This window comes from Paenibacillus glycanilyticus, from assembly GCF_030161375.1.
Lineage (GTDB): Bacteria > Bacillota > Bacilli > Paenibacillales > Paenibacillaceae > Pristimantibacillus > Pristimantibacillus glycanilyticus_B.
This window is the reverse complement of sequence record NZ_BSSQ01000003.1, coordinates 1-12,355: the sequence shown is the minus strand read 5'-3', so window position 1 is coordinate 12,355 and position 12,355 is coordinate 1. Positions and strand designations below refer to the sequence as shown.

10 protein-coding genes and 1 pseudogene are annotated in these 12,355 nt (G+C 49.7%); 10 read left to right on the top strand and 1 reads right to left on the bottom strand.

The window, feature by feature from the left end; all coding sequences use genetic code 11:
- Positions 1–55: 55 nt before the first annotated feature.
- From QQK89_RS03825 to QQK89_RS03780, 10 genes are all read left to right on the top strand, one after another.
- A complete protein-coding gene (locus QQK89_RS03825; protein ID WP_284237117.1) occupies positions 56–1,387 on the top strand; it encodes an ABC transporter substrate-binding protein in 1,332 nt (443 codons plus the stop codon).
- 109 nt (positions 1,388–1,496) lie between these two features.
- The gene (locus tag QQK89_RS03820; RefSeq protein WP_284237116.1) at positions 1,497–2,381 is read left to right on the top strand and encodes a carbohydrate ABC transporter permease; all 885 of its coding nucleotides are present in this window, start codon (positions 1,497–1,499) and stop codon (positions 2,379–2,381) included.
- A 17-nt stretch (positions 2,382–2,398) separates the two neighbouring features.
- Entirely contained in the window at positions 2,399–3,226 is an 828-nt protein-coding gene (locus QQK89_RS03815; RefSeq protein WP_284237115.1) for a carbohydrate ABC transporter permease, read from the top strand.
- A 21-nt stretch (positions 3,227–3,247) separates the two neighbouring features.
- Complete coding sequence (locus tag QQK89_RS03810; protein WP_284237114.1) at positions 3,248–5,503, top strand: FAD-dependent oxidoreductase; 2,256 nt, start codon at positions 3,248–3,250, stop codon at positions 5,501–5,503.
- Positions 5,504–6,096: 593 nt separating this feature from the next.
- On the top strand, positions 6,097–6,498 hold the full coding sequence (locus tag QQK89_RS03805) for an Rrf2 family transcriptional regulator (protein WP_284237113.1): 402 nt from the start codon (positions 6,097–6,099) through the stop codon (positions 6,496–6,498).
- 54 nt (positions 6,499–6,552) lie between these two features.
- Positions 6,553–7,203 (top strand): MBL fold metallo-hydrolase, encoded by a 651-nt coding sequence (locus QQK89_RS03800; protein ID WP_284237112.1) that lies wholly within the window; start codon positions 6,553–6,555, stop codon positions 7,201–7,203.
- 27 nt (positions 7,204–7,230) lie between these two features.
- Entirely contained in the window at positions 7,231–8,346 is a 1,116-nt protein-coding gene (locus QQK89_RS03795) for an AbrB family transcriptional regulator (protein ID WP_284237111.1), read from the top strand.
- 27 nt (positions 8,347–8,373) lie between these two features.
- The gene (locus QQK89_RS03790; protein ID WP_284237110.1) at positions 8,374–9,228 is read left to right on the top strand and encodes an NAD-dependent epimerase/dehydratase family protein; all 855 of its coding nucleotides are present in this window, start codon (positions 8,374–8,376) and stop codon (positions 9,226–9,228) included.
- A gap of 111 nt (positions 9,229–9,339) precedes the next feature.
- The gene (locus QQK89_RS03785) at positions 9,340–10,389 is read left to right on the top strand and encodes a hypothetical protein (RefSeq protein WP_284237109.1); all 1,050 of its coding nucleotides are present in this window, start codon (positions 9,340–9,342) and stop codon (positions 10,387–10,389) included.
- A 147-nt stretch (positions 10,390–10,536) separates the two neighbouring features.
- On the top strand, positions 10,537–10,923 hold the full coding sequence (locus QQK89_RS03780) for a GIY-YIG nuclease family protein (RefSeq protein ID WP_284237108.1): 387 nt from the start codon (positions 10,537–10,539) through the stop codon (positions 10,921–10,923).
- Between the two features lie 95 nt (positions 10,924–11,018).
- On the opposite strand, the pseudogene QQK89_RS29700 reads toward QQK89_RS03780, so the two are convergent.
- A pseudogene (locus QQK89_RS29700) lies at positions 11,019–12,336 on the bottom strand (transposase).
- Between the last annotated feature and the right edge of the window lie 19 nt (positions 12,337–12,355).

The window sequence follows — 12,355 nt, the reverse complement described above, 5'->3', positions numbered from 1 at the left end:
GATAAAGTTAAAGACGTAGCAAACAGGCAGCACATCTTCAGAAGGGGGAATACAAATGAAGAAACGAAAAGGTTGGCTCAAGATTGCGCTCATTACGACGCTGGCAGCTTCCATTCTGGGTGCATGCGGCAGCAACGGCAATAACAATAACGCGGGCACTAGCACGGGTACGGCAAGCGAAGCGCCGGCTGGCAGCTCGGGCGAGAAGGTGAAGCTCACCATGTGGGGAGCCGTTCCTGCCGAAGCGGGTCCGCAAGCCGTCATTGATTCTTGGAATAAGGAGAATCCGGATATTCAGGTCGAATACATTCGCTACGTTAACGATGATCCGGGCAACTTGAAGCTGGATACGGCGCTAATGACGGGACAGGATGCAGACCTCTACATCAACTATACGCTCACTCGTCTGCAGAAGCGCGTTGACGCCGGCGTTGCTCTCGATCTGAGCGCCAAAACCGACTATAACATCGATGATCAGATGGGGCAGGATGCGGCGCAATGGAAAATCGCGGACAAATACTACGGCATTCCTACAAAGAAAAACATGCTATTCATTTGGCTTAACAAACAGATGCTTGATGATGCCGGTCTTCCAATCCCGCCAGTGGACTGGACTTGGGATGACCTCAGAGACTACGCGAACAAGCTGAAAAAAGACAACGTATACGGTCTCCTGCAGCATGATGCGGCCTTTACCGCCACGATTGACGGAACGATTGCCGGTCTTGGCGTAACGAAGCCGGACGGGACATCCAACTTTGACAATGACCTGTGGAAGAAGCAATTGCAAATCGTGCATGACATGATGTTCGTGGATAAGTCGACTCCGGAGTACGGTGAGCAAGTTACGAGCAAGATGCCTGTAGATACGATGTTTCTGAAAGGCGAAGCAGCCATGTTGTCCGCTGGCGAGTTTATTTTCCGCAATGCCAATGACCTGACCAACTTCCCGCATGACTTCAAGATTGCGTTCGCAACGATTCCGAAAGTAACGGCCGACCAGAAGGATTACAAATATCCCGGCGGTTTGGGCGACGTGCTCTCCGTGAACGCGAAGTCGAAACACCAGGACGCGGCCTGGAAATTTGCGAAATGGTATGCGGACGGCGGCATGTTGCCGATGGCAAGCGGCGGCCGGATTCCATCCTCGAAGAGCGTAGACAACAAACAAGCGATGGATCTGCTGCTCAAAGGGGTAGAAGACAAGTACGATACCGAATCGATGAACCGGGTTGTGTTTGGCCAGTTCCCTTCGTTCCAGTTAAGCGTGCCGCAGCAAGCGCTTGATGCCCGCAAAGAAGAATATGAGAAGTATTTCCTGAACGAGCAGGATATTGATGCCACGCTTAAAAATATGGCCAAACGCCATCAGGAATATATCAAGTAACCTTCATAGTGACAAAACCTCCAAGAGAGAAGAAGGATCATCCGCTTCCTTTCTTCTCTCTTTGTTATATCCAAATAGCCCGATACGATCAAGAAAGGCGGCGTTTTCTGTGAGAAGAAAAAGCTGGGTTCAGAAGCAAGGCTGGGTTGGTTATGCTTTTATATTGCCGAATATGCTAGGCATTCTCGCCTTTTTTATAATACCTGCGCTCTATTCTTTCATGATGATGTTCACGGATTATCAATTCGCAAATCCAAACTGGAAGTTTACCGGCATGGATAATATCAACCGCTTATTCGGTGATGATCAGTTCTATGCGTCGATCAAATACACGGCGATTTTTCTTCTGTCCGTTCCCGTATCGCTTGCGCTTGCGTTTCTTGTTGCACTAGTGCTGAACCGCAATGTGTACTTGAAGGGATTGCTCCGGGGAATGTTTTTCCTTCCCTATATTTCAAGCGGCGTAGCCGTTGCGTTTGTCTGGATGCTGTTGTTCCAGCCGTCCCAAGGACCAATTAATGAAGTGCTTCGTTTGATCGGCATCGCATCGCCACCGGGCTGGTTCGCCGATTCCGACTCGGCGATGTTTGCGATCGATGTGGTACAGATCTGGTTTATGTTAGGCTACAACATGATTATTTACCTGGCTGCCCTGCAGGAAATTTCGACCGAACAACTGGAGGCCGCGCGCATCGACGGGGCGGGTTCGGCAACGATTACATGGCGGATTGTATGGCCGCTCGTTAGCCCGACGACGTTTATGCTCCTTATTACAGGTCTTATTATGACGATGAAATCCTTCTCTCTCATTCAAGCGATTACGGGCGGCGGTCCTAGCGGAAGCACGACGATATTATCGCTGTTCGTCTACAAAACCGCCTTCAGCTACTATGAAATGGGTTATGCGTCGACGATCTCCTGGTTCCTGTTTGCAGTCATACTCTTTATCACAATCATCCAGTGGGTCGGCCAAAAACGCTGGGTCCATTACTAAGAGAGGAGCGAGGCCCGATGATTGAAACGAAAAAGAACCTCTCGGTTAAGCTTCCCGTTACGATTCTGATGCTGATTGCAGGATTGTTCATGATTGTCCCCTTCTTATGGATGATCAGTACATCCTTGCAAACGCCTAGCGAAGTGTTCCGGCAGTGGCTTCCTTCGAAGCTGGATTGGAGCAGCCATAAGCGGATTTGGACCGGAAGTTATAATTTTATGCCGTATTATTTGAACTCGCTTAAGATTGCCGTTATTGGGACGGCCGGCGCCGTCTTCCTGTCGGCCCTTGCAGCCTACGGGTTTGCACGCACGGAATTTAAGGGACGCAATATTCTCTTTATGGTATATTTATCCATGATGATGATTCCGCCTCAAGTTATTTTTGTTCCGAAGTTCATCATGTTTAATTGGCTTCATATTTACAACACGCATTGGGCGCTGATTCTGCCTGCGATGTTCTCGATCTTTGGCGTATTTATGCTTCGTCAGTTTTTCCTTGGCATTCCCAAAGAGATTACGGAGTCGGCGTTTCTTGACGGTGCCGGACATTTCCGGATTTTCTTCAAGCTTGTATTGCCGCTGGCCAAGCCGGCGCTAGCCACGTTTGCGATTATTGATTTTTCCTGGCAATGGAATGATTACGAGAATGCGCTTGTGTTCCTGCAAAGTCCAAAGCTGTATACGATTCCGCTTGGCCTCCAGAATTTCGTTCTGGAAAACAACGTTGATTATAACGGCATGATGGCTGCTTCTTCCGCGGCAATTGTACCTATGATTCTTATTTTCCTGCTTGGCCAGAAATACATTATCCAAGGCATATCCAGTTCGGCTGTTAAAGGCTAATTAAAAGGAGGCTCATCCAACATGAGACAGGAAACGGTCAAATCCGATGTTACGGTTATAGGTGGAGGTCTGTCGGGAATTAGCGCGGCTATCGCGGCTGCACGATTGGGACAAAAGGTGGCGCTTGTCCATAACCGGCCCGTGCTTGGCGGCAATTCTAGCTCCGAGGTGCGGGTATGGGTATGCGGGGCGACAAGTCACGGCGTTAACCGTTATGCCCGCGAGACCGGCATTATGGGAGAATTGTTTATTCAGAATCAATACCGCAATCCCGAAGGCAACCCTTATTTGTGGGATGTTACGCTGCTTGAGGCAGTTCGGGCGGAGCCTAATCTGACGCTGTTCATGAATACGGATGTCAGAGAAGTGGAAGCGGACGGGGAGCTGGATGCCCGTGTGATCCGGAGCGTAACCGGATGGATGATGGGGTCGGAGCGGGACATTACGTTTGAGAGCGAAGTTTTCTTGGACTGTACCGGGGATGGTCTAGTAGGTTTTCTCGCCGGCGCGGCCTACCGAATCGGGCGTGAAGCCCGCCATGAGTTTGGCGAGGATTGGGCGCCGGAAGTTGCCGACGATATAACGCTCGGAAGTACCTTGCTGTTCTATACGAAAGATACGGGCAAACCGGTTAGATTCGTTGCCCCTTCGTTTGCGAAGGACATAACGACGACCTCGATTCCGCTCAAACGCGTGATCCGCAGCGGCGATTCGGGCTGCCATTATTGGTGGATTGAATGGGGCGGGGAACTTGATACCGTCCATGAGAATGAACGGATCCGGGATGAATTATGGTCGGTTATTTACGGCATCTGGGATTATATTAAGAACTCCGGCCAGTTCGAAGCGGACAATATGACGCTAGAGTGGGTAGGCTCCATGCCGGGCAAACGCGAATACCGCCGCTTCCTCGGAGATACGATTCTGACGCAAAACGATGTGATCTCCCAGCGTCCGTTCGATGACCGGATCGCTTTTGGCGGCTGGTCAATCGACTTGCATCCGCCGCAAGGGATGTACGCAACGGAAAGCGGTTCCAAACATCTGCATGCGGACGGCATTTATCATATTCCATTTGGTTCCGTCTATTCCCGCAATGTGAGCAATCTGTTATTTGCGGGACGCAATATTAGCGCGTCGCATGTGGCGTTCGGAACAACCCGGGTTATGGCAACATGCGCGGTAATAGGAGAAGCGGCAGGCGTTGGAGCTGCGTTATCCGTCAAGAAAGGCGTAACGCCACGCGAGCTGCGCGCGCAGCATATGACCGAGCTTCAGCAGACGATGCTCAGGATGGATGCGTCCATTATTGGCTTGCGCAATGAAGATTCCGCCGATCTGGCGAGACAAGGTACCTTAAGCGCTTCAAGCACGAGAAGGCGCATTGCGATTGACCGCCCTTCAGAAGCGTATGCGCTCACCTCGGACGTTGGATTGTTGTTCCCGGCCGATGGCGGGATTGAAGATTTATCTTTGCTTGCCACCGCTTCCGAGGCGACAAGGTTAACCGTAGAGCTGTGGGATACGGGACGCCATGAGAATTACGTACCGGCCAACCTCCTGCAAGCTCTAACGATTGAAGTCGAGGCGGGAGAGAAACAATGGCTGTCTATTCCGGTGGAGAACGCGTTGTTTGACGGCGAACCATGCAATGTATTTGCCATTGTCCGCGCGAATGAGGCGGTAAGTCTATATACGTCCGAAGTGCCGGCAACCGGCGTGCTTTCGTTCGAACGTGGCGTTAAACCAGTCGTCAGCTCCAACCTGGAGGATCATCAGCCGGATCAGCCGGTTATTGAATGGTCGATGAAGAGGCTCGTTCGCAGACCGTTCTGTTTTACGGTTCAGACGAATGCCTTTGGTCCGGAGAAAGTCGTTGACGGTTATGTTCGGCCTTACGGTGGTCCGCATATGTGGGTGTCCGAACCGCTTGAGCGCGGCCGCGAGGAATGGGTGGAAGTTGCCCTTGCCCAGCCAGCGGACGTGAGCCAAATTCAAATTACGTTTAACGACGACGTGAACGAAGACTTAATTAATCTGCATCACCATGAAACGCCGTTTCTCGTCATTCCGGAGCTCGTCAAGTCGTATGACGTTCAGGCATGGGCAACAGGCGAATGGATTACCGTAGCTAGCGACGAGCATAACCGTTCCCGTAAAAAAATTCATGCGCTGAACCAGCCGGTCCGGACAGATCGAATCCGGATCGTCGTGAAGGAAACCAATGGATGCGAACGCGCCGAAGTGATTGAAATTCGGATTTATGAGGAATTATAAACTTATCACAGGCCGTCTCAAAAGGTGATCGCTCACTGTAAAGATGGCTCGCATAGTAAATAAAAACGTTTTTTTATGAAAATAGCACTTCAGGGGGTTACCCTTGCAGTGCTATTTTTGCTCTTACTGCTTTCTTCATCAAGTTATGGGTAAGCGAAAGCTATCCGACCTCCAGGCAAACTTTCGGCAATAATCGAAGCAGAAATCTGCGGAATCCCCGGTTATTCCTGCATCTTCGTAACCGAGAATAATTTGATCTTCTGTTCCAATGTTTAACAAAGGTCGGCTTCTTTTTGTTTGAGCATTTTATGAGTGGGTTACGGGTAGACGGAGCATTAAATGATTCTGGAGAAGCAAAGCTCATGCTTACGAAGTAGCTTTCTTTCAGAAAGCTTTGAAGCGTTCGCTTTTGTGAAGGGATGCCAACCATACCTCGTTGATTCAAAGGAATCCCTGAGCAATGGCGATCGGAAGAACATTTAATGTGCAGGCTGCTGATTAACCCAAATACAAACAAAGGGCTTTATTTGTGGCCTTTAATAAAGTGTGCTAGAATTAGCACATATTAAATGAAGGAGGAAACGGTCTTTTACATGGCACAACTGAAGCGGTTTGGATTCGGCGTTCAAGCTTTAATCGTATTGGCTTCCCATACGGAGCTGTTAACAAGCGTAGAAATGGCAGAGCTGATACATTGCGAACCTACCGCCTTGCGCAAGATTTTGTCCCAGCTTGTAGACGGGGGAATTATTGAAGTGAAGCAAGGTCGCGCAGGCGGCTACCAATTGGCGAAACGTCCCGGACTCATTACGCTGCGCGAAGTTTACCAGACCGTGCACGAGGAAGAGCCGGCGTGGGACCGTATGCTGGATACGACCGGGAATCATCATTTCGGCCAAAAAGTGAATGAATCTTTCAAAAAAATCATGACGGATATTTCCGATCAGGTTTATTTTGTGTTGGGCAATTATACGATTGCTGATTTGGTGGATTAAATTTTTTATCTTAAATGTGCAAAATGACGCACATATTCGAAGGGGAATATCGTAATGAAAATCAAATGGTATGGACAATCTGCTTTTTTGCTGACGACAGACGAAGGGTCGCGGATTCTAATCGATCCCTATGGGAAGTTGCTTGGTTACCGGATGCCAAAGGGCATTGAATCCGATATCGTGATCGTGAGCCATAACCATAAGGATCATAACCAGATTCAGGTCGCTTCGGGCGAATATATGCTGGTCAACCAAGCGAAAAGTTATACGAAAAAGGATGTCTCGATTACGGGGATCCCGACCTTCCATGATAAGGTTGGCGGCAAGAAGAGAGGACCCAATATCGTGTTTGTTATCCGGACAGGGGATTTAACGATTTGCCATTGCGGGGATCTTGGACATTTGCTCACGGAAGAGCAAATTCGTCAAATCGGCCCAGTGGACATTCTCATCGTTCCGGCCGGAGGCAAAATGGTGCTAAACGGTACCGAAGCGGCCGAAGTTAGAAAGCAGCTTAACCCCGTTATAACGATTCCCATGCATTACCGGACGAAGGCGCTTGGCCTTCCGGGCAAACTGCTATTCGATAAAGTGGATTCCTTTATAACGGCGGCCAATCAGCCGGCCAAAGAAGTGAAGGAGCTAGAGGTCACCAAGGAGCGGCTGTCCGATTATGCAGGCATCGTTACTTTCCGGTATGATTAAGCAGGAAGGAAAGGACGGGTAATAAAGATGGGCAGCAAGACGTTAACTACTACAAACGGGTTTAAATTTCTTATAACGCTTATCACCGCAGTTGGCGGAGGCATGCTGTTCAACTTGCTGAATACGCCAATTCCATGGCTGCTTGGACCTATGATTGCCGTGCTGATTGGCACAAATATATGGAAAGGGGCATACCGTTGGCCTAGTCAAATCCGAAACAGCGGCATGATCATTGTGGGCTACACAATTGGATTATCGATGACGGGGACGGCGCTGAAGGCAATGGGGCATCAGCTGCCATCCATGTTTTTGATGACGCTTGTGTTGCTGCTCTTTTGCGCGGGAATTGCTTACTTGGTATCGAAGCTGTCGGATACGGATTTCAAGACCGCTTTGCTCGGCAGCATTCCCGGCGGATTGTCGCAGGTGCTTGCGCTTGCCGAGGAAACCGAAGGCGTTAACCTGACGGTCGTTACCGTTACGCAAGTGATCCGGTTAATGATTATCGTCATCGGCATACCGCTTCTTGTCTTTAGTCCGGTATTCGGCCAGGTACATGATTCGGTCGCAGCGGCAGTCGCGTTAACTACGCAACATGCGGATTGGGCAGGCTTGTTTCCGAGTATGTTTATTTTCGCACCGGTATGCGCTGTATGCGCAATTGTCGGGAACCGCATTAACTTTCCAACGGCATTCTTGTTAGGTCCTGCGATTGCTACTGCTATCTTGCAAGGCATTGGCCTTCACGGACCATCGCTGCCATCCGGCCTCATTAGCGCCGCACAACTTATGATTGGCACGTATGTAGGTTTGCTCTTGAAACCAAGCAGGCTGGAGCGGAAAGTAAGGACTTTCGCATTTGCGATTGGAAGCGGTCTGGTGCTTATGATCATCGCATGGGGATTATGCGAACTGCTCACCTTGCTGCATCCGGTGTCCAGATCGACGGCCCTTCTTAGCCTGGCGCCTGGCGGGATGGATCAAATGGGCATTCTGGCGCATGAGATTAACGCGGATCTGTCGATGGTATCGGGTTATCAATTGTTCCGTACCTTCTTTATCTTTTTTGCGGTACCGCCGCTGCTTCGCTTGTTGTTCAAGATCAAGCTGAAGGGGACTGGTGCAGAGCAACCCCAACAATAGGTTCAAGGAAAAGGAGCGGATGCTGTCGTGAAAATTTTCGTTGCCGGAGCTGCCGGCGCAATAGGGCGATTGTCGCTTCCCATGCTGACTGAAACAGGACATGAAGTGGTCGGCATGACGCGCGACCGGGCAAAGGCTGCTCAAATTGAGCATGCCGGAGCATCTGCTGTAGTGGCTGATATATTCGACCGAGAGCGAATATTCGAGTTGATTGAAGAGTTGCGCCCTGATGCCGTTATTCACCAGCTGACCGCTCTGAGCGAATGGAATCTTGCGGACAACGCGCGGATCCGTACGGAGGGGACGCGTAATTTGGTTGACGCAGCCTTGGCGGCCAATGTTCCGCGGATGATTGTGCAGAGTATATCTTGGGCGTATGAACCTGGCCAGGGCATTGCTTCGGAAGGCGAAGAGCTGGATATCGAAGCGCCGGAGCCAAGAAAAATATCGGTGGACGGCGTCATTGCAATGGAACAGGCGGCAGCAGAAATGCCGCATGCCGTTATTTTGCGTTATGGCGCTTTATACGGTCCTGGTACTTTCTATGAGAGAGAACACGGGTTGTTTGCCGGACGGGTCAAGCAAGGATTGGTTCCGGCGACGGACGGCGTTACTTCGTTCCTGCATGTAGAAGACGCTGCGCGGTCGGCTGTCCTGGCTCTAGATTGGCCTTCTGGTCCAGTTAACATCGTGGACGATGAGCCTGCGGCGGGCAAGTTGTGGCTGCCATTATATGCGCGTTCGCTTGGAGCACCGGAGCCTGTCGCTCAGGATGGTTCCAATCGCGGAGAACGCGGCGCGTCCAATACAAAGGCCAGACAGCAATATGGATGGCTGCCCAAGTACCCGACATGGCGCGAAGGTTTGTTAAGGAATAACTAGACTTATATACACGAGAATAACGCCTTTTTTAAGGCAAGCATGACAAGCGCATACGCCACGCGGCTCTTGTCCCACATAAATTAACGGGACAACAACGATGGAGGTGCAAGCTTGAAATCCGCAGTACTTAAAGCTAAAAAGCATAAGCCTTGCAAACGCAAAGCGATTTGCCGTCATCCAAAAAGAAAGCCTTGCCGATCTAAAATGACGGATGCGGAATTTGCTCGTTTAATAAGCATTCTGGAGGGCATTCAGAATGAGTTGCCCGCAGCTTTAACTCAAATGGATCCAACTGCAAATCATGGCTTGATGACGCAAAATATTAGGCTCCACGATCTCGTCAGCAAGTCCCATATGTGTAGAAAAAAACTCCTCCTCAAGTTGTTAAGAGACTTTATAGACCTGCTTAGAAGAATTGAACTGTCTCTAATGGACAAAGCTGTTGAACAGCAGCTGATTATTAACGAGCTGTTTGTCGTCATGCAGACGGTTAATTTAACGACAGTCCAGCAAAACACGTTTATTACCGAAATTAACCAAATTAATATGATTATTAATAATTTCGAGAATCAGGGTCCTCTAGGGCCGCAAGGGCCAGCAGGTCCTCAAGGTCCGGCCGGAGCACAAGGCGCGCAAGGAGCGCAAGGAATCCAAGGACCGGTTGGCCCTCAAGGTCCGCCTGGGGCGTTTTCACCCGCCTATGCCAACATCTACGACAATGCGGATCAAACGCTAATTAATAACCAGGCTGTACGTTTTAATCAATTTGATCAACCGTCATCCGTGATGGCCGGAGGGATCGTCGCTACCGCCACGTCGTTGACGGTCGCTGCTGCAGGCGATTACACGGCGGACTGGAGCGTATCCTTCCTGCCGCCGCCAACCCATTGCGCGTTTGGCATCTTTATTAACGGCGCCTTGCATCCTGCCACCACCTCGGGCCTTGCGGTTACGGACGGCCAGCAGGTGAATAACGTTGGCGCAACGGCTATTATGCGATTAGTTGCAGGCGATGTGGTCGAGCTTCGCGCTCTTATACCGGTAACCAGCACGCAAGTGAATATTAATATTAGCGGGAGAATCCAATATCCTCCGTTTGGCGGAGTTGCCGATCAGACGATCGCCAGCGCATCGCTCAGAATCATTAAGTTATCAGCATAATTGCTTTAGAAAGCGTTGGAATGAATCCGTTCATTCCAGCGCTTTTTTGTATCCGGTCCGGTTGACGTCTCAAGGAGTGATATGCTATCGTTGACTACGTTACTTATTTAGTAAATTAGTAAATAAGTATGGAGGAGATGATAAGCAGTGGAAAAGCAACGCAAGCGCGAATTAGGCACGGCCTATTCCCAATCCTTCCGGAGAATGGGGATCTATCAGATCAGGAATGTTGAGAACGGCAAAATATTGGTAGCTGGCACGATGGATTTGGATGGCGCGAACAACCGGCTGGCTTTCATGAAGCAGACAAATATGAACACAGTGTTTGAATTGCAGCAGGACTGGAACAAATACGGCGGAAGTACTTTTGAATTCGAGGAGCTGGATTCGATCAAACCTCGCGAGGAGAATCTAACCGACCGGTCCGAACTGAAGAAATACCAAGCGGAAGTGGATGCCCTGCTCGAGCTTTGGCTGGAAAAGCTCCAGCCTTATGACGAGAAAGGCTACAACCGACGTCCGCGCAGCAATTAAACGGAAGGGGCCGTCTCAAAGGTGATCGCTCACTTTAAAGACGGCTCGCATTAGTAAATAAAGAGTGATTTTTATGAAAATAGTGCAGCAGAGGGTTACCCTTGCAGCACTATTTTTGTTCTTGCTGCTTTCTTCAGCAAATTGTGGGCAAGCGAAAGCCACCCGACCTCCAGGCTAACTTTCGGCAAGCTTCGAAGCAGGAATCTGCGGAATCCCCGATTATTTTTTATTTGGCCAAATACACTCTCGGGTTCGTGCATTCGTCGAACCGACAGGGCATGTCCTTCCTCGCTCTTTAATTGTTTCCTTGCTTGTTGTTTGAGTCGAAGATATTCCATGCTGACCTTTATTTCTCGATCCCCTTGGGCCTTTGTACATCTTTCCTTTAGCGGACAGCCCTCGCAAGAGATACTGCGGTAGTTACGCGTAACGACTTCATATCCGCTCTCTGTCGTGCTTTTGCTTTCATAACGGAATAGCAGTTTCTGACCAGCCGCACAGGTCCAGGTATCTTCGCTCTCGTCATAGAGCCAGTTCTCGAACTTACTAATATCTTGTTTCCATGCCCTCGTGTTTTCTTTGTGATAAGTATGGTATTTCACAAGTGCTCGTTGTTCTTCGGACTCCAGATAAGCATAGTTTTCTTCGCTGCCATAACCTGCATCTGCGATGATGGTTCCCGGCAATTGCCCTAAAGAGGCTTTTACTTTGTCTAGATGCGGCTTCAGGCAACGTGTATCTGTGGGACGTTTCGGCTTCCGAGCGTTTCTTGTTGCCCTTCATATTTTTGCAGGCGAGGCAGAAGATCCCTCCGGACATGGCGAACAGCTTTTTAGCGGTTTGTCCTTCGGCTTTTCTTGAAGCTTGTTTTCTAATTGCTGAACAGCCTGCTCCAGCTTTTCGCTCGTAATGGCTGAAGCTTCTCCGAGCTCTGGAAGGTCCAAGTTATTCAGCGCCTGATCTTCCTGTTTTTCTGCTTCTTCAATGGCAGCGAACAAGGTCTGCACCTTTTCTTGCAACTTCATCTTCTGTTTGACGACAGCCTTGCCCCAGACAAACGTGTAGCGATTGGCATTGGCTTCGATTTTGTTCCGTCTAAAAAGTAATGCTCCAACTTTGTGTAGTTTTCTTCCTTGAGAAACTGAAGAACTGCCGTGAAGACGGTCTCGAGCACGTCTTTCATGCGATCAGAACGGAAACGGTTAATGGTACGGAAATCTGGACGTTGCCTAGCAGCCAGCTACATGAACATGATATTCTCACGTACGGCGTTGGCAATTTGGCGAGAGGAGTAGATGCGCTGTGTGAGCGATTGACCGCATTGTTGATGACGCGTACGAGATGATTTTCGGGGATATCTTCTTGCAAGTCCATTGGCAAGGACAGTTGATCGATGTTATATTCTTTGTACATAAAGAAGCCTCTCTTTACT

Coding starts and splice junctions, on each gene's coding strand:
- QQK89_RS03825 (WP_284237117.1), top strand. CDS start 56: ATGAAGAAACGAAAAGGTTGGCTCAAGATTGCGCTCATTACGACGCTG.
- QQK89_RS03815 (WP_284237115.1), top strand. CDS start 2,399: ATGATTGAAACGAAAAAGAACCTCTCGGTTAAGCTTCCCGTTACGATT.
- QQK89_RS03810 (WP_284237114.1), top strand. CDS start 3,248: ATGAGACAGGAAACGGTCAAATCCGATGTTACGGTTATAGGTGGAGGT.
- QQK89_RS03805 (WP_284237113.1), top strand. CDS start 6,097: ATGGCACAACTGAAGCGGTTTGGATTCGGCGTTCAAGCTTTAATCGTA.
- QQK89_RS03800 (WP_284237112.1), top strand. CDS start 6,553: ATGAAAATCAAATGGTATGGACAATCTGCTTTTTTGCTGACGACAGAC.
- QQK89_RS03795 (WP_284237111.1), top strand. CDS start 7,231: ATGGGCAGCAAGACGTTAACTACTACAAACGGGTTTAAATTTCTTATA.